Annotated in this window: 11 protein-coding genes; 5 read left to right on the top strand and 6 right to left on the bottom strand. The window is 62.7% G+C overall.

Annotated features, from left to right (window positions below; genetic code table 11):
- Positions 1-87: 87 nt before the first annotated feature.
- Positions 88-3051, bottom strand: a complete 2964-nt coding sequence (locus SR858_RS04130; protein WP_026637498.1) for a YjbH domain-containing protein — start codon at positions 3049-3051, stop codon at positions 88-90.
- Between the two features lie 525 nt (positions 3052-3576).
- Here SR858_RS04130 and SR858_RS04135 point away from each other — a divergent pair.
- Entirely contained in the window at positions 3577-4995 is a 1419-nt protein-coding gene (locus SR858_RS04135; protein WP_026637497.1) for a mannose-1-phosphate guanylyltransferase/mannose-6-phosphate isomerase, read from the top strand.
- Between the two features lie 88 nt (positions 4996-5083).
- On the opposite strand, the gene SR858_RS04140 is transcribed toward SR858_RS04135, so the two are convergent.
- Positions 5084-6898 (bottom strand): M2 family metallopeptidase, encoded by a 1815-nt coding sequence (locus SR858_RS04140; RefSeq protein WP_019923003.1) that lies wholly within the window; start codon positions 6896-6898, stop codon positions 5084-5086.
- Between the two features lie 67 nt (positions 6899-6965).
- Positions 6966-9410, bottom strand: coding sequence for a glycoside hydrolase family 31 protein (locus tag SR858_RS04145; RefSeq protein WP_019923002.1), 2445 nt, complete (start codon positions 9408-9410; stop codon positions 6966-6968).
- A gap of 162 nt (positions 9411-9572) precedes the next feature.
- Between SR858_RS04145 and SR858_RS04150 the strand changes: the two genes are divergently transcribed.
- The 3 genes from SR858_RS04150 to SR858_RS04160 all read left to right on the top strand — a co-directional run bounded on the left by SR858_RS04150 (position 9573) and on the right by SR858_RS04160 (position 14355).
- Positions 9573-10898, top strand: coding sequence for an MFS transporter (locus SR858_RS04150; RefSeq protein WP_026637496.1), 1326 nt, complete (start codon positions 9573-9575; stop codon positions 10896-10898).
- Positions 10899-10977: 79 nt separating this feature from the next.
- Positions 10978-12609: an alpha-D-glucose phosphate-specific phosphoglucomutase gene (locus tag SR858_RS04155; protein ID WP_019923000.1), complete on the top strand. Its 1632-nt coding sequence runs from the start codon at positions 10978-10980 to the stop codon at positions 12607-12609.
- Between the two features lie 18 nt (positions 12610-12627).
- Positions 12628-14355, top strand: coding sequence for an alpha-amylase family glycosyl hydrolase (locus SR858_RS04160; RefSeq protein ID WP_019922999.1), 1728 nt, complete (start codon positions 12628-12630; stop codon positions 14353-14355).
- Between the two features lie 3 nt (positions 14356-14358).
- On the opposite strand, the gene SR858_RS04165 is transcribed toward SR858_RS04160, so the two are convergent.
- The 3 genes from SR858_RS04165 to SR858_RS04175 form a co-directional block, all read right to left on the bottom strand.
- Entirely contained in the window at positions 14359-16266 is a 1908-nt protein-coding gene (locus tag SR858_RS04165) for a sensor domain-containing phosphodiesterase (RefSeq protein ID WP_019922998.1), read from the bottom strand.
- A gap of 205 nt (positions 16267-16471) precedes the next feature.
- Complete coding sequence (gene pulA / locus SR858_RS04170) at positions 16472-19237, bottom strand: pullulanase-type alpha-1,6-glucosidase (RefSeq protein WP_019922997.1); 2766 nt, start codon at positions 19235-19237, stop codon at positions 16472-16474.
- A 108-nt stretch (positions 19238-19345) separates the two neighbouring features.
- Entirely contained in the window at positions 19346-20947 is a 1602-nt protein-coding gene (locus tag SR858_RS04175) for a POT-type proton-dependent oligopeptide transporter (protein ID WP_019922996.1), read from the bottom strand.
- 195 nt (positions 20948-21142) lie between these two features.
- Between SR858_RS04175 and SR858_RS04180 the strand changes: the two genes are divergently transcribed.
- The gene (locus SR858_RS04180) at positions 21143-22780 is read left to right on the top strand and encodes an alpha-glucosidase (protein ID WP_026637494.1); all 1638 of its coding nucleotides are present in this window, start codon (positions 21143-21145) and stop codon (positions 22778-22780) included.
- The last annotated feature ends 50 nt before the right edge of the window (positions 22781-22830 follow it).

A 22830-nucleotide genomic window follows, 5' to 3' on the forward strand; every position in this document is an offset into this window, starting at 1 on the left:
TGAGGGAATTTTTAATTTGTAATTTGTAATTTAATATATCAAGAAGTAATTAAAAATAAAGCAATTCTATTTTTATTTAATTAATCATTAATAACTTTTTTGCCAGGTTATACTGATTTCCTTCGGCCCTGGCGCGATTGTCAACCCGGACTTGCTTTGGTCTCGTTGTGCTTCCCATAACCAACTTCCCATTGCATATCCAATAATGCCGCCAGCAACAGTGTCTGACACCCAATGCTTGCGGCCTGCAACGCGCCCCGCTGAGCCCAGTGCTGCCAGACCATATAGCCATGGCGCATCGTATTCTTTGGCCAACGGAGTCACGGCGGCGAAGGCTATAGCGGAATGGCCTGAGGGAAAAGCGGCGTCCGAGCGCGATTTGCCATCGCCTACGCTGGTCCATGGACCGCGATTTTCGTCGGGGCGCGCACGGCCCACTGCGTATTTGCCGAGCACTGCCATACCGGTCGCGGCTGCTACGGACTGCATGGAAATCATACCGATGTTTTGCCCGCGCTCATCACCAAATGCAATCGCAGCACCTGCTGCTCCGACCAGCACGAACGGCATTGCCTTGCCTACCTTATCCCAGTTGCGAAGCACGGTTGAATCCTGGTGTTTTTTTACGAACCGGTCGACGGGCTTGTCGCTGAGTGCGGATGCCACCACTACCCCCCCGATCAGGGCGGTTGCCTTGACCCACTGGGCCGGCTCGGGCAATGCGGAGGACGACTGTTCCAGTCGTGCCCGCATGATTGGCCAAGGGTTGGCAAATGGGCGTACCGGTGGATTGACCGCTGGAAGGTTTTGCTCATCGGCACGTTCGGCAAAATTACCCAAGCCATCGTAGCTGAGCATGTCGGCGCGAGGGCGTTCGATCATGTTATACAGATCGCCTGGCGACGCTACCATTTGGCCGATATCGCGGGTCCATGGAGAGAGCGAAAATCCCGCATTGGCCTGGGTATCCATTGCCAACATGGTATTGAGCGGAACCGACAGGAAGACGCCGCGATCCTGGTACGGTTTGGATGGCGTGCCCGGCGAGGTAATATCGTTGCCGTTTGTATGGGTGTACCAAGCGCCAACTTCGATGCCGGACTGGAACCTGCGCTTGAACTCCATGCGCACCCCGGTATCCTTCGCGAGGAAGCGGCCGGCGCGCGCAGTAATCGTAATGTCGTGTGGCAGGCGATAGTGTAGCGAACCAATTGCCGTCACCGTCTTGTAGTCGCGGGTTGAGAGGATGCCGTCATAGCCACGCTGTTGCAGGGCATCGATGCTCAGATCTACCGCCCAGCGCTTGTCTTTGGGCAGGTACAGCATCTGGCCACCGACTCCGCGGAACATATCCTCGTAAAGCCCGGCCGACAACCGGGTGTACACCCGTTCTGCGGGATTGTCATACTTGTTGAGCAGCACGCGGTTAACCGTGAAACGGTTGCCACGCAAGTATTCCGCCACATCGCTGCGCACGTGTGGCAGGGTGCTGTTGGAAGGTTGCTTGACGCCTGAAACGGTTTCGACCAATTGTAAACTGGCCGCGCTGTTTAGATAGAGGCCGTCGCCGAGGCGCCGGTCATAATTTGCTGCTGCCGAGATAGAATAGCGGAATGCGCCGCTGGGGTCGTTGAAGAAAAAGCCGATCTTGGGAGCGATTTTAAAGCGATTGGCTTCACGATCCAGTGATTTTACCTGGACCACATCGCCATCCACACCCACGCCTATGGCCAGTGTGCTGGCAGTAATATCAGGCTCGGGGCGCTTCACCAGGGCGGGTACCGGGATGATGGATGCCGATGTGGCCGATGGCTGCGCCGGCGTGGTAGCCGAGGTAGTCGCTACCGGCGCCGCAGGTAGCGCACGGACTGCTGCAACCGCAGTCGCTGGTGGCCGATCCAGGAATTCGTTGAGCCATGACTGTTGGGCGTCGCGTATCACATCGCCTTTATCAGGATAGCGTAGCAGCACGAAGTTGAGGAACTCTTGGCGATCGATCTTGCCCTCGAAATAGTCGTTGAGCTTTTGCAGGTCCAGGAAATCATAAGTGGCAACGGGTTGGTCCAGCGTCGTATAGGTGATGCGCAGACTGGTCACGCCAACCGGTGTAAACGCCACTGCGGTGCGTGCGGCGCGGCCAACGGCGCGCCCCAGGTTCGAAATCCGACTATTGGTCAGCGTCAGGGCGAGCGTATTACCTTCTTGCTCAACGCGCACATTTTTGTAATCCTGCTTTACCAGCGCGTTGACCAGATCGGCCCCGTAACCGGGGTTGCTGTGCCATGCATCGCGGCTGGGGCGAGGCGGCGGATCCTTGTCATCGATAAAGTAAGCGGGTTCGAAGATCTTGGGAACGAATTCACGTTCGTTAAACGGGATGCTGATAAAGGCATTGACACTGAACTGGTCGCGGTTGCGGGCTGCCTGCAGCGCAAGCCAACCCCAGCGGTACTCGATGCCGGCGGAGACTCCCTTGTTGCGCTTGCCGGCATTGGTCTCGGCGGCGCGGAAGTCGCGTCGATAATCGGTTGTGTCGTATTCAGCCACCAGCGACCAGCGGGGCAATCCGGTCGGCGTCCAGCGCATCCCGGCAAACGGCCCATCGGGCCGGTGGCGTGCATAGCCCAGGCTGGCCTCGATATTTTTGTTCGCCCCCAAAGTCTTGGTCGCGACGATATATTGCCCTTTGAATAATTCGGTGCCAAACAAGTCGGTCATGCCAACGGCAACCGATGGCATATAGTCTGTTTCGGCCCACAGGCGCAATTTTCCGTCGACTACCTTGTCCTTGTAACGGCCATAGTTGCTGCCAATTTCACCTTTCTCATTGGTGAAACCTGGAATTCCGGTAATCGACACGTACCGTCCCGTCATTTGCAGGAAAGGCAGGAGATTCGCAGTTGCCCACATCTGTCCATATGGACTGTCATAGCTGTAACCGGCGCTGAAAGTGCCATCGGCTTCCACCACCGCGCTGGGCATGTTGATGTAGCCAGACTGTCCCCCGTGGTTGGGTGTGGCTGCAAGAGCGCCGGGAGCGCCAAGGATCATGCATCCACACCAAGTGTATTTAACTGATTTTCTAAGTACGCTTAACAATTTGATTCCTAACCTGTCTTGCATCTGGAATTTCTGACAAGGTACTAGAGTCTGGCACTCCAGAGAGACTTGGAAGAAACAAAAAAGCCAACCACAGGGGAAGGGTTGAGTAACGCCAGACATCAGTTCGCCACTAAAGAATCGTTCGTAGGGTCTTCGCCTGGCGTCAGAAATCTATGCGCCGGGATTTTAACATTGTTTCTTGTGTAAATTGTTCGTGCTGACAGAGTGGCGGGCATTTTTTCGCTGTTGTCGATGTGACTGCGCTTATCTCAGAGTGGCATGGCTGTCCATCGGCGCTGGTTGCATAATATGCCATCCGGGCACTATAATTGCGCCCACTTTAGTGGTCTCGGCGGAGCTCTGCTCTTTGGCGTGAAGATCGTAAGCGGTGCGTTATTCGAGGCGCGATGTTTTCGTACGACGTTAAAAATTTCGCGCCGGGGCTGAGGCCGTAACAAAAAAAGAGAGTGTCACTTGAAAATTTATCCAGTCATTTTGTCCGGCGGCGCCGGTACCCGTTTATGGCCGCTGTCGCGCGCGATGATGCCCAAGCAGCTGTTGCCGCTGGTATCGGAGCGCTCCATGCTGCAGGAGACGGTATTGCGCTTGCCCGAGGGCGCCACGATGGCGGCGCCGCTGATCGTTTGCGGCAATGAACACCGCTTCATGGTGGCCGAACAAATGCGCGAAATTGGCATTACACCGCTGGGAATATTGCTCGAATGCGTCGGACGCAACACCGCGCCTGCGGTGGCCGCCGCCGCCCATTTCCTGCTGGCGCAGGATCCCGACGCAGTCATGCTGGTACTGCCGGCCGACCACGTCATCAATGACCGCGCCGGTTTCCACGCCGCTATCGCCCACGCGGCCGAGCTGGTCAAGGATGGCGCGCTGGCCACCTTCGGCATCGTGCCGACCGGGCCTGAGACCGGCTATGGCTATATCCGTCGCGGCGACGCTGTGGCGGCCGAGTCCGGCAGCTACAAGGTCGAACGCTTTGTCGAAAAGCCAGACCTCGCCACCGCGCAGGGCTTCCTGGCCGACGGCGCGTATTACTGGAACAGCGGCATGTTCCTGTTCCAGGCCAAGACCTATCTGGACGAGCTGCGCGCCCTGCAGCCAGCCATGGAAGCGTCCGCTGCCGAAGCAGTGCGCCTGGCGTACCGCGATCTCGACTTTTGCCGCCTGGACGAAGCATCGTTCGCCGCGTCGCCGTCCGAATCGATCGACTACGCGGTCATGGAGCACACGCGCCGTGCGGTCGTGGTGGCTGCCGACATCGGCTGGAACGATGTCGGCTCGTGGTCGGCGCTGTGGGAAGTGCAGCAGCGCGATGCCGAGGGCAACGCCAGCCGTGGCGACGTGTACCTGGACGGCGTGACCAACAGCCTGGTGCGCGCGGAAAGCCGCATCGTGGCCGTGATCGGCGTGCAGGACCTGGTGGTGGTGGAAACCGCCGACGCGGTACTGGTGACCCATCGCGACCACGTGCAGCGCGTCAAGAAAGTGGTCGAGCATCTCAATGCCGACGACCGTACCGAGCACCTGCACCACACCAAGGTGTACCGCCCGTGGGGTTCGTACGAGGGCATCGACATCGGCGAACGCTTCCAGGTCAAGCGCATCACCGTCAATCCGGGCGGCAAGCTGTCGCTGCAAATGCACCACCACCGGGCCGAGCACTGGATCGTGGTCAGCGGGACCGCGCGCGTGACGTGCGGCGAGAACGTCACCTTGTTGTCGGAAAACCAGTCGACGTATATTCCTATCGGCATGAACCATCGCCTGGAAAATCCGGGCAAGTTGCCGCTGCACCTGATCGAAGTGCAGTCCGGCAGCTACCTCGGTGAAGACGACATCGTGCGTTTCGAGGACGTGTACCAGCGCACCTGATCGCTGGCGGTCATGATGACAGCGTAGTCGAGCACGAATGCAATGCAGAGGACCTCCACCGGGAAACCGGCGGAGGTTTTTTTTGCTGTTACTTTTGCTGCGCTGCGAATGCCGCGTTCTGCTGGTCGAGCCAGACCTTCAGCGGCGCGAAATACTCGAGCAGGGCGCCGCCGTCGATTTTATCTTCGCCCGAAATCGCCTTCAGCGCTTCCGGCCACGGCTTGCTGGCGCCCATGGCCAGCATCTGCTGCAGCTTGGCGCCGGCTTTGGGGTTGTCGTACACCGAGCAGCGGTTCAGCGGTCCCGTGTAGCCGGCCTCGCGGCACAGCGCGCGGTGGAACTGGAACTGCAGCATGTGGGCCAGGAAGTAGCGCGCATACGACACGTCGGCCGCCACGTGGTACTTGGCGCCCGCATCGAAGCCACCGGCGGCCATCGGAGCCGGTCGGCTCACGCCCATGTACTGCTCGCGCAATTGCCACCAGGTTTTGTCGAAGTCGTCCGGTTTGGTTTTGCCGGCGTACAGGTCCCAGCGCCATTTATCGACCGAGTAGGCAAACGGCAGGAACGCCACCTTGCCCAGCGCGCGCTTGAGCAGGTCGCCGATGTCGGCGTCGGCCGGCGGCGTCTCGTCCATCAGGCCCACTTTTTTCAGGTAGTCGGGGGTGATCGACAGCGCGATGGTGTCGCCGATGGCTTCGTGGAAGCCGTCGTTGGCGCCGGTGCGGAACAGCAGCGGTTGCTTGTTATAGGCCAGGAAGTAGTACACGTGGCCCAGTTCGTGGTGGATCACCGTGAAGTTCTCGGCGGTGGGCGTGATGCACATCTTGATGCGCACATCGTCCTTCTCGTCGATCGGCCACGCCGACGCGTGGCACACCACGTCGCGGTCGCGCGGCTTGGTCAGCAGCGAGCGTTCCCAGAACGTGGCCGGCAGTTTTTGCATGCCCAGCGACGTGTAGAAGCGCTCGGCGTACTGCGTCATCTGTTTGGCATCGGTCTTGCGCTCTTCCAGCACGCGGGTCAGGTCGTAGCTGCTGGCGCCGGTGGCCGGTTTCAGGATCGGGTACAGGTTGTCCCAGTTCTGTGCCCACATATTGCCGAACAGGTGAGATGGAATCGGTCCGGTCAGCGGCACCACGTCAGGGCCGTAGGTCTCGCGCAGCTTGTAGCGCGTGTACGTGTGCAGCGATTGATAGAGCGGCGCGACCTGCTGCCACAGGCGTTCCATCTCGGCGGCAAAGGCCTCGGGCGGCATGTCGTACTGCGAGCGCCACATGGCGCCGGTGTCGGCAAAGCCCATCTGCTTCGCGCCTTTGTTCGACAGCGCGATGTAGTCGATGTACTTCTGCTTGTAGGCCGGCGACTGCGCGTGCCAGCCCACCCACATCTCCCTGAGTTTTTTCTCATCGTGGCTGTCGGCCAGCACTTTTTCCATCTCGCCCAGGGCCAGGCACTGGTCGGCGCCGTCAGCTTGCTTGACGCAGTACTTGGCCTTGCCGTAGGCGCCGTTGAGGGCGGCCTGCAGTTGCGCGAACTGTTCGCGTTCCTTCGGATCGGCAAACACCAGCGACTGCTGCAGCAGCATGATCTTGCGCGCCTGGTCCGGCGCCAGTTTCAGGCCGTTGAAGCGGCGCGCCCCGATGGCGGCCTCGCCGGTCGCGGTGAGATAGCGCTCGGCGAACCAGGAGCTGATCGCCTCGGTGTCGTCGGTGATGAAGTTGGAGCCCACCCAGGCGGCGCGGGCCTGTTCGTTATTGAGCTTGTTGAGGCGTGCTTCGGTGTCGGTCAGGAACCGCTGGGCTTCGGCGGTGGTAGGCTTTTTCTCTGCGGCGGCATGCGCGGTAACGCTGGCTGCCATGGCCGCTACGGTCAGCAGCGTGCCGATGGTACGTGATGTCATTGCATCTCCCTGGTGGATATTTGCGGGCCACCGGGCTGTTGCCCGATGGCCCGCAAATCATACACGGCTAGAGAACGATGGCGACACTCCGCGCTGCTGCCATGTTGGCCGGCAGCGTCACCGTCAGCAGCTTGCTGGCAGCATCCCACGCAAAGGCAGCAGCCTTGCCATCGACCTTCACGCTGGCCGGCTTGTTTGCCACGTTATGCACGCTGACATCGAAGGCGCGGGGCTGGCGGGTTTGCTGCCGGCCCAGCTCCGACGCCACGTTCAAGGTCAAGGTGCGGCCTTTGAGTACGCTGGCAAAGCGCAGCAGTTCGTACTTGCCCTGTTCGTAGGCCTGCGCGGTGGCGCCGTCGTCGTCATACAACTGGCCGCTGCCGGCGGTGGCCGAGGCGTCGTGGTAGTAGTGCAGGGCGATGCGGCGCGTGTTGTAGTCGCGCGTGGTCTGCACCACGGTCGTCATCGGAATGAAGGCGCCAGCGCGTACGTACACGGGAATGTGGTCGGCCTTCAGTGCCACGGTTTTGCTGGCGCCGCCCGCATGGCGCTCGCCGGTATAAAAGTCGAACCAGGCGGCGGTGGCCGGGAAGTACACATCGGCCGTGGTGGCGCCCTTGGTCATGACCGGCGTGACCAGGAAGTCCTTGCCCCACAGGTAGGTGGACGACATCGACTGCGCCCTGGGATTGCCCGGTTCCTCGTACACCATCGGGCGCATCAGCGGCAGACCGCGCTGGTTGTTGTCGAAGCCCAGCGTGTAGTTATACGGCAGCAGCGCGTAGCGCAGCCGGATCGCGGTGCGCGCCAGCGCCTTGGTGGCCGCGTTGCGGTACACCGGTTCCGACGGCACTTCTTCCTGCGCGTGCGGACGGAACACGGGCTGGAACACGCCGTACTGGAGCCAGCGCGCATACAGTTCGTCGTCTTCGACCGGGTTGGCGAAGCCGCCCAGGTCCGAGTGCATATAGCCGGCGCCCTGCATGCCCATTTGTAGCGCGATCTCGGGCTGCGACTGCAAACCGCCCCAGCTGCGATCGACGTCGCCCGACCACGGGATGATGCCGTAGCGCTGCGTGCCCGAATACCCGGCGCGCATCAGGATGAACGGCCGCTCGGTCGGGAAGTCTTTCTGGTAGCCCTCGGCCACCAGGCGCGCCCACTGGTGGCCGTAGATGTTGTGGACTTCGTCGGCGCTGCCGGTGGCGTGGCGCATGGCGGTGGGGTGCAGTTCCGGCTCGCCCAAATCGCCCCATACGCCCTTGACGCCCTGCTGGCGCAGGCCTTTATAGATATCCCACAGCCAGTCGCGGCCCGGCGCGCCGAATATGTCGATCAGGCCCGTATGGCCGAAGAAGAAATCGTACGACAGCGGCTTGCCATCCGGCCCTGTGCCGAGGATTTTTTTATCGACGGCTTCCTGCCAGCGGCTCGACGTGTTGACGATGAACGGTTCCGAGATCACCACCGTCTGCACGCCCTGTTTCTGGAAGTCAGCGATCATGCCGGTGGGGTTGGGGAAGTTGTCCTTGTCCCACGCCAGGTTGCCCATGGTGCCCTTGACCTCCTTGCCGAACCAGTACAGGTCCATCACGATGGCGTCGAGAGGGATGTCGTCGAGGGCGAACTGGTTGACGGTTTTGCGCGCCTCGGCCTCGGTGTGGTAGCCGAAGCGCATGGCGAAGTTGCCGAAGGCCCAACGCGGCGGCAATGGCTGCTTGCCGGTCAGGCTGGTGTAATTGCCCACCACGTCCTGCCAGGTGTCGCCAGCGACCACCTGGTAGGTCTTGCGGCCGCCGATGGTTTCCCAGGTCAGGCTGTTGTCCTTCTTGCTGTCGAAATCGAGGTAGCCGGTTTGGGCATTGTCGAAATGGAGCGCGTACATTTTGGACGACAGCGCGATCGGCATGCCGTAATTGAGCTGCTTCGACGTGGCGCCATAGCCATAGTCGGCCTTGTTGTACAAGGTAAAGCGGTTGCCGCGCCGGTTCATGCCCACGGCGCGCGCGCCGGCGCCGTACAGCGCTTCGTCGGCGTCGAGCGCAAATTCGATGGCGTCCAGTTCGCGGGCCTCGCCCTTGTTGATGTCCTTGCTGCCGGTGGCCACGTCGTCGCGCACTTTCAGGAAGCCGCGCTTTTCCGCCACTAGCGGTTTGCCCTTGTAGCTGTAGCTGATACGGAATGGCGACTTGGTGATGGTGACCGCGATACCGGGCGTGGTGTACTCGATGCGATCCGCGTGGTCCTGCACCGTGGCCTTGACTGCCGCTGGCGCCAGCACGACCGCGTGTGACGCCGGATCGTAGCTTTCGCCGGCGGGAATGAAGGTGGTCTCCACGATGGCGGCGGAGTAGGGTTTGATCACGTAGCGGCCATCGCTGGTGCGGATGTCGAGCTGGCCGCTCGCGGCCACCATCGACTCGAAAGTGCGCTCGGCAGCGGCCGCCGGGGCCAGCGCCAGGACAGCCAGCGGTACACTGGTGGCGAGTTGGGAGAAGGAAATGCGTATCATGGATATATCGTGTCTCGTCGTTTTGTTGTTTGGCTACATTTGACTACAAAAATCGGTGGTGAAACTGTGGTTTGCCGTTATTTTACTAGGGAAAAGTTCATTTGACACACCTGTGTCTGCATGTTATTTTGCTACAAATTCAAAATACTCGGGACGCGCAGCATGCACTCACACCTCAGGAAGCCCATATTGTCGTTCTGGCAGTTGTGGAATATGAGCTTCGGCTTTTTCGGCATTCAATTCGGCTTCGCGCTGCAAAACGCCAACACCAGCCGGATCTTTTCCACCCTCGGCGCCGACCCCGACAACCTGTCGCTGTACTGGCTGGCCGCGCCGGTCACGGGCCTCTTGGTGCAGCCCATCATCGGCTACCTGAGCGACAACACCTGGCACCCGACCTGGGGCCGGCGCCGGCCGTTCTTCTTCCTCGGCGCGCTGTTCGCGTCGATCGCGCTGTTCCTGATGCCGCACTCGTCGGCGCTGTGGATGGCCGTGGCCGTGCTGTGGATGCTCGATGGCGCGATTAATGTGTCGATGGAGCCGTTCCGCGCCTTCGTGGGCGACAAGCTGGGACCGTCGCAACAGACCGCCGGCTTTGCCATGCAGACCTTCTTCATCGGCTGGGGCGCGGTGATCGCCTCGCTGCTGCCCACCATTTTTGAAGACTACCTGGGCGTGTCCAACGTGGCGGTGGCCGGCGCCATTCCCGATACCGTGCGCTACTCGTTCTACGCCGGCGGCGCCATCTACATGAGCGCCGTGCTGTGGACCGTGCTGACCGCGCAGGAACTGCCGCCCGACGACATGGAAGCGTTCCGCGCCGAACAGCGCCGCAACAAGGGCCTCCTGCACGCAATCAAGGAAATCCTGGCCGGTTTTGGCGGCATGCCCAAGACCATGGTGCAACTGGCGGCCGTGCAGTTCTTCACCTGGATCGGCCTGTTTGCGATGTGGATTTATACCAACGTCGCCATCGGCAAAAACGTCTTCGGCACCACCGACGCGCAGTCGGCCGCGTTCCAGGCGGCGGGCAGCCACGTGGGCGTGATGTTTGCCGTGTACAGCGGCGTGGCCGCGCTGGCCGCGTTCGTGCTGCCGGTGCTGGCGCGCCACACCAGCCGCAAATTCACCCACACGCTGTGCCTGGCCATCGGCGGCATCAGCCTGATCAGCCTGTTCGCCGTGCACGATGTGCAACTGTCGTACCTGCCGATGGTGGGCGTGGGCATTGCCTGGGCCAGCATTCTGACCATGCCGTACGCGATCCTGGCCGGCGCGCTGCCACCCAAGCGCATGGGTTACTACATGGGCGTGTTCAATTTCTTCATCGTGATTCCGCAGATCGTCAGCGGCCTGCTGCTCGGCTTTGTGACCAAATACCTGTTCATGGGCGAGGCGGTCAAGACCCTGATGCTGGGCGGCGTGTGCATGCTGGTGGCGGCAATTTTGACACTGGCCGTGCAAGATAACGCAGCCCCTGAACGTTAATAATGTAATATTGCCCGTGAGATAATGGCAACTACGGCGGCGTGGCAACGCGTCGCCCCTTCATTCACGCGGAGCGACTATGAGCATTCAAACCATCACCACCCAACCGATTTCCGGCCAGCGTCCCGGCACGTCCGGCCTGCGCAAGAAAGTCACCGTCTTCCAGCAGGCGGGCTACCTCGAAAACTTCGTGCAAAGCGTGTTCGACACGCTCGGCGACGTCGCCGGCAAAACGCTGGTGGTCGGCGGCGATGGCCGCTACCACAACCGCGAAGCGATCCAGGTCATCCTGCGCATGGCGGCGGCCCACGGCTACGCCAGGGTGCTGGTCGGCCAGGGCGGCGTGCTGTCCACCCCGGCGGTGAGCTGCGTGATCCGCAAGCACGGCGCGGCTGGCGGCATCGTGCTGTCGGCCAGCCACAATCCCGGTGGCCCGGACGGCGACTTCGGCATCAAGTACAACATTGCCAACGGCGGACCCGCTCCCGAGAGCATCACCGAAGCGATCTACGCCCGCACCGAGGCGATTACCGCGTACCGCATCAGCGACGCGCCGGCCGTGGACCTGAACGTGCTCGGTACTTCGCACATCGAGCAGACCGAGATCGTCGTGATCGACTCGGTGGCCGACTACGCGGAGCTGATGCAGGAACTGTTCGACTTCGACGCCATCCGCAAGCTGTTCGGCGGCGGTTTCCGCATGTGCTTTGACGGCATGTCCGCCGTCTCCGGTCCGTACGCCAAGGCCATCATCGAAGGCATGCTGGGCGCACCAGCCGGCACCGTCATCAACGGCGAACCACTGGAAGACTTCGGCGGCCTGCACCCGGACCCGAACCCGGTCAACGCCGCCCAGCTGATCGAGATCATGGCGGCCGATGACGCACCCGATTTCGGCGCCGCCTCCGACGGCGACGGCGACCGCAACATGATCGTGGGCCGCAAGTTCGACGTTACGCCATCGGACAGCCTGGCGGTGCTGGCTGCCAACGCCACCGTGGCGCCAGGCTACCGCGCCGGGCTGAAAGGCATCGCCCGCTCGATGCCGACGTCGCAGGCCTCGGACCGCGTGGCAGCAGCGCTTGGCATCCCGAGCTTCGAGACACCGACCGGCTGGAAATTCTTCGGCAACCTGCTCGACGCCGGCCAGGCCACCCTGTGCGGCGAAGAGAGCTACGGCACCGGTTCCGATCACATCCGCGAAAAGGATGGCCTGTGGGCCGTGCTGTTCTGGCTCAACCTGCTGGCCGCGACTGGCAAGTCGGTGGAAGAACTGGTGAGCGAACACTGGGCGCGCTTCGGCCGCAACTACTACTCGCGCCACGACTACGAGGCAGTGGAAACCAAGGGCGCCAATGAACTGATGGATTCGCTGCGCATCAAGCTGGCGACGCTGCAGGGCGCGGACCTGGGCGCCTACGTGGTCGATTTCGCCGACGATTTCGAGTACACCGATCCGATCGACGGTTCGGTGTCGAAAAAGCAGGGCATCCGCATCGTGATGACCAACGGCTCGCGCATCGTGTTCCGCCTGTCGGGCACCGGTACCGAAGGCGCCACCCTGCGCGTGTACCTGGAACGCTACGAAGCCGATCCCGAACTGCACCACCTGCCTACCCAGCAGGCCCTCTCGGCCCTGATCCTGCTTGCCGAACAGGTGGCCGGCATCGAGGGCTGGACCGGACGCGCGCGTCCGACCGTCACCACGTAAAACCATAAGGAAGACAGCATGACATACACACGGTGGACCAAGCTTTCCCTGGCACTGACAACGGCCATTACCCTGGCTGCAACTGGCGGCAACGCCGCAGCCCAGGCCACCGGCGTCAAGAAGAAAGGCCCGCCGCGCATCGAGGTGCCCAGGCAGGCTAAGCCCTTCTTGTGGGAAAACGCCACTGTGTATTTCGTGCTGACCGACCGTTTCAATAATGCCTTTACCGGCAACGACCTGGCCTATGGCCGCGAGAAGGACGCCGCGCCGCTGCGCGGCTTCATGGGCGGCGACCTCGCTGGCCTGATCAACAAGATCAACGACGGCTACTTCGACGCACTGGGTGTGAACGCCATCTGGCTCACGCCGCCGGTCGAACAGATCCACGCCGGCACCGACGAGGGCACCGGCAAATCGTACGGTTTCCACGGCTACTGGGCCCGCGATTTTACGGCGGTGGACGCCAACCTGGGCACCGAGACCGATTTCCGCAACATGGTCGAAGCAGCGCATGCGCGCGGCATCCGTGTGATCCTCGACGTGGTGATGAACCACACCGGCCCGGTCACCAGGATCGACCCGGTATGGCCGCAGGACTGGGTGCGCACCGACCCTACCTGTACCTATAAAGACGCGAAAACCACCATCGACTGCACGCTGGTGAAAAACCTGCCGGACATCCGCACCGACAGCGACGCCGAGGTGGAACTGCCGCCGCAACTGGTGGAGAAATGGCGCCGTGAAGGGCGCTACACGCAGCAAATGAAGGAGCTCGACGAATTCTTTGCCAAAACCGGCTACCCGCGCGCACCGCGCTACTACCTGATGAAATGGCACACGGACTGGATCAGGAAATTCGGGGTGGACGGCTTCCGCGCCGACACCGTCAAGCACGTGGAAGCGAAGGTGTGGAAGGAACTGCGCACCGTGGCCGATGCGGCGTACGACGACTGGAAAAAAGCCAACCCGGACAAGAAGCTCGGCGACAAGTTCTACATGACCGCCGAAGTCTATAACTACGACATCGCCCACGGCCAGACCCATGACCTCGGTGGCGGCACCATCGCCAACTACTACCAGCAGGGCTTCGACAGCCTGATCAACTTCGGCCTGGTGCGCGATGCGAACCAGGATTACGAGGCGCTGTTCTCGAGCTACTCGAACATGCTGCACGGCGGCGCGCTGCAAGCCTACTCGGTATTGAACTACATCGATTCGCACGACTACGAGCCGCCGTTCGACGCTGCGCGCAAGCGTCCGTTCGAAAGCGCGACCAAGCTGCTGCTGGCGCCCGGCGCTGCGCAGATCTATTACGGCGACGAAACCGCGCGCAAGCTCGATGTGCTTGAGGCCACCGGTGATGCGAAACTGCGCTCGTTCATGAACTGGGACGAGCTGGCGCAAAACACCCAGCGCGACGGTTACAAGGTCGGCGACGTGTACACGCACTGGAGCAAACTGGGCCAGTTCCGCCGCGCCCACGTGGCGGTGGGCGCAGGCGTGCACCAGCAACTGCAGGCACAGCCTTACGTCTTCAAACGTACGTACGACAAGGATGGCCTGCGCGACCAGGTGGTCGTCGCCCTCGATCTGCCGACCGACAAGGCCAGCGCCATCAAGGTACACGGCGTGTTTGCCAACGGCCAGAAGGTGCGCGACTACTACTCGGGCAAGAGCGCCGTGGTGCGCGGCGGCAGCGTCAATTTCGGTACCCGTAACCCGATCGTGCTGATCGGGCAGGAATAGGCTTTAGCGCACCAGGGGCCGGCGCCGCGCTGCTGCCAGCAGCGTGCGTGGCGACGGCGTGGTGCACAGCACGCGCGGCGCGCGCATGGCAAACGCCCGTTCCACCGCTTCCAGCGCGCCTTCCACGTCGAGCGCCGGCGCCGCATCCGGCATGGCCTGGCGCTGGTGCCAGCGCCCGAAGTCGGCCACTTCCAGCGGCCGCGCGAACAGGTAGCCTTGCGCCTCGTCGCAACCGACCGAGCGCAGGAAGGCCAGCGCCGCGCCATTCTCCACGCCTTCGGCCACTACCCGGTGGCCCAGTTCCTGCGACAGTGAAATCATGGCGCGCACCAGCCCTTGCTGGCGCTGGTCGTGTTCGATGCCGCGCACGAACGACTGGTCGATCTTGACCACGTCGGCCGGCATGCGCTGCAAATAGGCCAGGCTGCTGTAGCCGGTGCCGAAATCGTCGATCGCCAGGTGGATGCCGGCCTGCGCCAGCGCATCGAGCGTGGCGTGGGCCTTGGTCGGATGCTCCATGATGGCGCTCTCGGTGATTTCCAGTTCCAGGCAGTGGTGCGGCAGGCGGCGCCGTTGCAGTCCCTCGACCACGCGGTCGGCAAAGTCGGCTTCGAGCAGGTTGGGCGCCGAGACGTTGAGCGACAGTTGCAGCACCAGGCCCGCATGGCGCCAGGCCAGTTGCTGGTCGAGCGCGGTATTCAGGACCCAGGCGGTGGCCGCCTGCGCCAGGCGCGAACGCTCGACGATGGGCATGAATTCGCCGGGGCCGATGGCGCCGAGCGTGGGGTGGTTCCAGCGCAGCAGCGCCTCGGCGCCCACGCATTCGCCGCTGGCGATATCGATGCGCGGCTGAAACACCAGGCGCAGCTGGTCACGGCTCTCGAGCGCCGCGCCGAAATCGTTGAGCAGGTTGAAGCGGCGGCGATACACCTGGTCTTCGCCGGCCGAGTACATGGCCACGCTGCGGCCCGATTCGATCGCGTCCTGCACCGCGCTCTGTGCGCGGCGCAGCACGCTCAGCGCGTCGGTATTGCTCAGATCGAAAGGCACGACGCCGATGGTGGGCGTGGCAACAAAGCGGGTCTTGACGGTGGCGATCGCATGATCGAGCTTGGCCTCGAGCAGGGACGGGTAGCGGTCGATCTCCACGGTGGGCGTGTTGAGCATGGCGAACTGCGTGGTGGCCACGTGGTAGACCTTGCGCCCGGCCCCCAGTTCGGCGCGGATCCAGGCTGCGGCATCGGCCACCAGTTCGTCGAGGTAGCGCGGGTTCATGGCGCGCACGGCGTGCGCCAGCTGCGCTGGCGTGGCCAGGTTGATCAGCACTGCCACGCGCTGGGCGCCGGTGGCGCTGTCGCGCTGCAGGTCCTGGAAGTCTTCGATGAACTGGTTGCGGTTGGGCAGGCCGCTGATCGGGTCGATGCGGCCCAGCGCATGCATGATCTCGATCTGCGACATCACCATCGCCGCCAGGTCGCACAGCATGGTCAGCTCTTCCGGCGTGGTATCGCGCGGCTCGGTGCCCAGCACGCACATGGCGCCCAGGCAGTGGCCGTCGGCAGTCACCAGCGGTGCGCCGGCGTAATAACGGATGCCGCCGGCGGCCAGCGGGCTGTCGCGGAAATACGCGTCGTCCTGCAGGTCGGGGATGATCAGCAGGTCGCTATTGTCGGCCACACTGCCGCACGGGGCCTTGAGGCGCGGGATCGACCAATGGTCGACGCCCACGCGCGACTTGAACCACTGGCGGTCGCTGTCGGTCAGCGAGACCGCTGCGATCGGCAGGTTGAACAGCCGCGCGGCCATGCGCGTGATGCGGTCGAACGCTTCACTGGGCGGCGTGTCGAGGATATTGAGCTTGTAGAGCGCGTCTAGGCGCTGGGCTTCCGTGGTCTGGCAAGAAATAGTCATGGTCGTTTTCGTTTTGGTGGTGCCAGCGGGCGATGTCCTGCCCACTGCGGGACGTGCGTGACAACGAGCTACTCAATGCGGGGTGGCGGCACTACAATCGATTGCATCAATTGAAATATTATTGCGCTCGTGAAATTAATAGTACCATGATTTAAGTTTTTGCCGGCGTGCACGGTTTCAATTGTGCGCGCCGGCAACACCCATCTTACTCTGCCACGAACACCACGGCGCTGCGCGCCGGCACTGAAAATGTGCCGGTGGCCGTGGTGTATTTGGCGCCGGCGGCGATGCGCCGGTCGGCCGCCCCGGCGCGCAGGTGCACCGGGTGCAGCCGGTAACGGCGGCCCTGTTCTTCCTTGACAGTTACTTGCCGGGCCACCTTGTCGGCGTTGACCACGTAGGTGATGGCCTGGAAGCGGCCGCCCGGATAGCCGGCGCCGTCGAGGTGGCCCACGATCACGGTCGGCACCTGCTGCGCGCCGGTGTTATAAAAGCGCAGGCGCTGTTCGACATCCTTGGCCGTGCGCAGGCGGAACAGCGTGCTGCTGGCGCGGATGGCCAGCAGGTCGCGGAAGGCGTCGCGGGTCCAGGCGATGTCCTGCGGCGTGGGCTTGATATCGGCCGCGCGCGCCAGCAGGGGACGCATCAGCGCATAATCCTTGCCGTTGTCCTCCTCGCGTGGCAGACCGGTGCCGAAGTAGTTGTGGCGGTAGGTCCAGTCCAGGCGGTTGAACCAGTCGCCGGACTCGAAGCTGTTGCGGTCCAGCGATTTCGAGCGCAGGATGTCGAAGCCGGCGTGGAAGTAGGGCACGCCCTGGCTGAACGCATTGATCGCCGCGCCCAGTATTTGCACCTGCGCCCGTTCAGCCGTGGTGGTACCCAGCGGCAGCTTGAAGACATTGATGTCGAACAGGGTCTGGTTGTCGTGGTTTTCCACGTAGTTGACGGTCTCGCCCGGTTCGCTGGCGTAGCCGGCCGGCTGGTTGCCGCCATAGACCATGTCTTCGAGGCGCTTGCGCTCGCCCTGGCGGGTTTGCATGGTGAAGCCGCGCAGCGAACCGGCCAGGCCCACCTTGACCATGTCGGCTGCATCCATCAGGTCTTGTTTGGTGCGTGGCGCCGCGCTGGCGTTGGCGTCGTATGCCAGGCCATTGATCCAGCCCTGCTGGCTGGCGATTTGCGCGCTGCCGTCGGCTGCGCCGCCGCCGCGCATGGCGTCGCGCGCGCGGTCGCTGAAGGTGCCGATGCCGGTACCGTTCAACGACAGCTGCGACGCCTGCACAAAGCGTGCGCCGTCGGCCACTTCACCGAAGTTCCAGCCTTCGCCGATCAGGTTGATGTGGCGGCCGGTGGCCTGGTTCACGCGCGCCTGCAGTTGTTCCATCGCCGCGCGCGGCTGGTGGCCCATCAGGTCGAAGCGGAACGAGTCGATCTTGTATTGCACCGCCCACAGCTCGGCCGAATCGATCATCAGCTTGGCCATCATGGCGTGTTCGGTGGCGGTGTTGTCGCAGCAGGTGGAGCGCTCGATCGCGCCTTTCGCATCGAGCCGATGGTAGTAGCCGGGCACCACGCGGTCGAGAACCGATCGTTGATCCTGTCCGGCGATAAAGGTGTGGTTGTACACCACGTCCATGCCCACCCTCAGGCCGATCTTGTGCAGCGCCTGCACCATGCGGCGGAATTCGACGATGCGCGCAGCGCCATCGTCGGCGTTGGTCGCGTAGCTGCCCTCGGGGGCGCTGTAGTGGTACGGGTCGTAGCCCCAGTTGTAGCAGTCGGTGAACTTGACGGCGGTGATGGCCGCCTGCTGTGCCAGCCCATCGGGTGTCAGGCCGGGCAGGGCGGCAATCTCCGCCAGCGTGGACTTGCAGCCCTGTTCCGGCACGGTGGCGATGTCGTATACGGGCAGCAGGTGGATGTCGGTCATGCCGGCTTTGCTGAGCGCTTGCAGGTGGCGCATGCCGTTCGAGCCGGTCTCCGTGAAGGCCGCGTATTTGCCGCGGTTGGCGGCGCTCACGGTGGCGTCGTTGATCGAAAAGTCGCGCACGTGCAGCTCGTAGATCGCCATGTCCGGCTGTGCGGCCACCCGCTTCGGTATCGGCGTGCGGTCCCAGCCTGCCGGTTTGAGGCTGGCCGCGCCGAGGTCGGCGATGTAGCTGCGTTTTGAATCCGTGGTCAGGCTGACCGAATACGGATCGGTGACCAGGTTGCGCACCAGGCCTGCGGTGGGCGCCACCACGTCCACCAGGTACTGGTAGTACTGGTCGCGATGGCCCGCGAGTTTGCCGGGCAGCTCGGCGGACCAGATGCCGGTGGCATCGTCGCGGCGCATGGCGGTCAGCGCTGTCGCTGTTGAAGAACCGCTTGCGTAGGTGCACACGGACACGCTCTGTGCGGTGGGCGCCCACAGCTTGAAGCCGGCGGCGTTGGCGCGCACGGTCACACCGAGGTCGGGCGCTTTGGCGGCGCTGGCGTACAGATCGTCCAGGGCGCCGGGCAGTTGCGCGGTGGTGGCATCGAGCACCGTGCCATCGGGCGCTTCGCGCACCAGCAGCAGCTGCCCGGTGAGCAGGGCCGGGATGCGGGCGGCGTCGCCTGCCGCCACGGCCAGCAGCGGCCCCTTGCCGATGAATTTGAAGCGCTGCGCCAGCGCGGCCGGAGCCGGCGTGATCGATGACGAGAGCAGCACGGCGCCGTCCGCGCCGGTCACGCGTTGGCCGGCGGTGGCGCGCAGCTGCGCGGTGGCCGAGTAATACAGTTTGAAGGCGCCGGTGGTGTCGGCGGCCGGCCACTGGATCAGCTGGCTGTCCAGCCAGTAGGCGCGCGCCTCGGCGGCAGGCGCGGCGCCGGCCTGCAGCACGGTGGCAAACGGGCCGTCGCAGTCGGCGATGGTGGGGGCGGCGGTCGCCGCGGCGCAGCTCAGCGCCGCGAGGACGCCGCTAAAAACGCCGGTAATAATCTTGGCCAATCTCGTCTCCAAACTATAGATTTAGTAGTGCTGTTACAAAAAAGCCGGCAATTCAAGGAGAATTGCCGGCCTATGGTAATCTAAAAGCTGTAGTTTTGGTACGGACGGTTATGCTTTGCGGTAGTTATCGACCATCTTGTAGCGGGTGGCATAGAGTGCGAACAATCCCGCGCACACCAGCGCAAAGCCGGCAAAGAAGAACATCTGGAAGGCGCTCTCCGACAGCCCCGTGCTGGCGATGTGGCCACTGACCGTATCGTTCTTCACGCCGGCGTTGACGATCAGCACCCACAGGTTGCCGATGGTGGTGCCCAGGTACCAGAAACTGAGGATGATGCCCTTCATCGGCTTTGGCGCCTGGCTGTAGGCGAACTCCAGGCCGGTGGCCGACACCAGCACTTCGCCCAGCGTGAGTAGTGCGTATGGCAGCAGCTGCCAGAAGATCGAGACCTTGTCGCCCGCGTCCATATTGAGCTGGATGGCGCCCACGGCAATCCAGGACAGGCCCGAGAGCGCAATGCCGGCGCCCATGCGGCGCAGCGGCGTGGGGTTGATGCCGATCGCGCGCATCAGCGGATACAGCACCACGTTATTCAACGGGATCAGCAGCATAACCAGGATCGGATTGATCGCCTGCATTTGCGCTGGCAGCAGTGTGAAGTCCCAGCCGAACAGCGACAGCTGCGGGCTGTTCATGGCGTTGGCCTGCACGATCCAGGTGGAAGCCTTCTGGTCGAACAGCGACCAGAACGGCGTGATCAGCGCGAACACGATCAGGATGCGCAGCACCGAACGCACGCCTTCCACCGCTTCGGCAGTGTGGATGCCATGGGCGCGATCCAGTTGCATCGACACGCCGAAGCAGCCAAACGCCAGCACCACCACCAGCGCGGTACAGAAGGCGATCACGAAGCCGGCGTCGAAGTAGAGCGGTATCGCCAGCAGAGCGATTACGGCCACCATCGCGCCCACGCCAGCGACCATCAGGCCTGGCCGCGACTGGCCGGCCACGCGCGCCAGCAGCGCGGTGCGCGCCACGCTGCTGAACGAATCGGGATTCGGCGCGGCCGGCGGCACGTGCACGTATTTTTTGCGGCCCATCCAGAACACCAGCGTGGCAATCGCCATCAGGATGCCGGGTATGCCGAAGGCCACCGACGGACCGTAGTCGCGCAGCAGCACCGGCATCAGCAGCGACGCGAAGAACGAACCGAAGTTGATGATCCAGTAGAACGCGTCGAACACCAGGCGCGCGCGGTTCTTGTTGGTCTGGTCGAACTGGTCGCCCACGAACGCCACCACCAGCGGCTTGATGCCGCCCGAGCCGAACGCGATCAGCCCCAGCCCGAAATAGAAGCCGTTGATGTTGTGCTCGAAAATCGCCAGGCACGCATGGCCGGCCACGTAGATCAGGGAAAACCAGAAGACCGTGTTGTACTTGCCGAAGTAGCGGTCGGCCAGCCAGCCGCCCAGGAGCGGGAAGAAGTACACGCCGATGACGAAGGTGTGGAACACGTGCTTGGCTTCGTTGGTGCGGTATTCGGCCGGAATGAACAGCAGCAGGGTACTGAGCAGGAACGGCGTGAGGATGTTGCGCATGCCGTAAAAACTGAAGCGTTCACAGCCTTCGTTGGCAATGATGTACGGGATCTGCCGAGGCAAGGGCCCGTTGCCGTCCTTGATATCGACGGTGCTGGCGTTGCTGCTCACTGGTCTTTCTCCTGATTTTATGTAGTTTGACTACTGATTTCTACCTTTGAAATTCCTGTTGAAATCTCTAAGTATTTGATTTTGAAGAACTAAATGTGATAATTCCCCACCGGCAAGCGCATTGAAAAAAACATGTTCGTCATGTATATTCTGTACAAACTCTTTTTCTTTGCCCAGCCAACCCCGGATTCTCTTATGACTCAGCAACTAACTCAAGTGTCGCCGCATGCCAAGGACTGGTATCGCGAGTCCATCATTTACCAGGTGTACCCACGCAGCTACTACGACACCAACGGCGATGGTATCGGCGACCTGCCGGGGATTACGGCAAAGCTGGACTATATCGCATCGCTGGGCGTAGACATCGTGTGGATTTCGCCTTTCTTCACGTCGCCGATGAAGGATTTCGGCTACGACATCGCCGACTACTGCGACGTCGATCCGATGTTCGGCACGCTGGCCGATTTCGACGCGCTGATCGCCCGCGCCCACAGCCTGGGCCTGAAAATCATGATCGACCAGGTGATGGCGCACACGGCCGAAGACCACCCGTGGTTCAAGGAGAGCCGTGCCAGCCGCGACAACCCCAAGGCCGACTGGTACGTGTGGAGCAATCCGAAGGACGACGGCAACCCGCCCAACAACTGGCTGTCGGTGTTCGGCGGCTCGTCGTGGCAGTGGGATACGCGCCGGCGTCAATACTATATGCATAATTTCCTGGCCAGCCAGCCGCAGCTCAATTTCCACAACCCGCAAGTGCAGCAGGCGCACCTGGACGCGCTGCGTTTCTGGCTCGAGCGCGGCGTGGACGGCATCCGCCTCGACGCGTGCAACTACCACTTCCACGACCAGCAGCTGCGCAGCAATCCGCCGGCCACCAATCGCGATTCGATCACGGTCACCGATGTGAACCCGTACGGCATGCAGGCGCACGACTACGACAAGACCCGCCCGGAAAACCTGCCGTTCCTGCAAAAGCTGCGCGCGCTGCTCGACGAATACCAGGCGATTTCGATCGGCGAAGTGGGCTCCGACGATTCGCTGGCCACCATGGCCGAATACACGGCCGGCGGCGACAAGCTGCACATGGCCTACAGCTTCAATTTGCTGGTCAATCACCTGTCGTCGCACTACATCCGCCAGCAGGTGGAGCAGTTCGAGGAGCGTGTCAAAGGCGGCTGGGCGTCATGGTCGGTCGGTAACCACGACGTGCCGCGCGTGGCCTCGCGCTGGGGCGGCCCGGACGCGCCGCCCGCGTTTGCCAAGCTGGCGCTGGCGATGCAGCTGTCGCTCAAGGGCACGCCGTGCCTGTACCAGGGCGACGAACTGGCGTTTGCCGAAGCGGACGTGCCGTTTGAGCTGCTGCAAGACCCGTACGGCATCACGTTCTGGCCCGAATTCAAAGGCCGTGACGGCTGCCGCACGCCGATGGCCTGGACCGGCGACGACCATGGCGGCTTCACCAAGGGCGCGCCCTGGCTGCCGGTCTCGCCGCAGCACCGCGAACGCGCGGCGGCCGTGCAGGAAAACGATCCGGCATCGACGCTGGCCTTTACCCGCGCCTTCATCGCCTGGCGCCGCACGCTGCCGCAACTGACGCGCGGCGCGATCAGCTTCTACGATGCGCCGGAACCGGTGCTGGCGCTGCGCCGCGATCTCGACGGCGAGCGCGGCGTGATCGCCGTGTTCAACCTCGGCGCGGAACCGGTCAGCTTTAATCTGCCGCAGGCGAGCGGTGCGCAGCAGCTGGAAGGCTACGGCTTGCCGGGGACGGTCGATAACGGCGTGGTATCGCTGCCGGCGTTCGGTGCGTGGTTCGGCTACGCCGCCTGACAGTCAAGACAGCTTCAAAGCCGTCATCCTCGCGAACGCGGGGATCCATA

The sequence above is a fragment of the Duganella zoogloeoides genome (genome assembly GCF_034479515.1).
In the GTDB taxonomy this organism is placed as follows: Bacteria; Pseudomonadota; Gammaproteobacteria; order Burkholderiales; family Burkholderiaceae_D; genus Rugamonas; species Rugamonas zoogloeoides.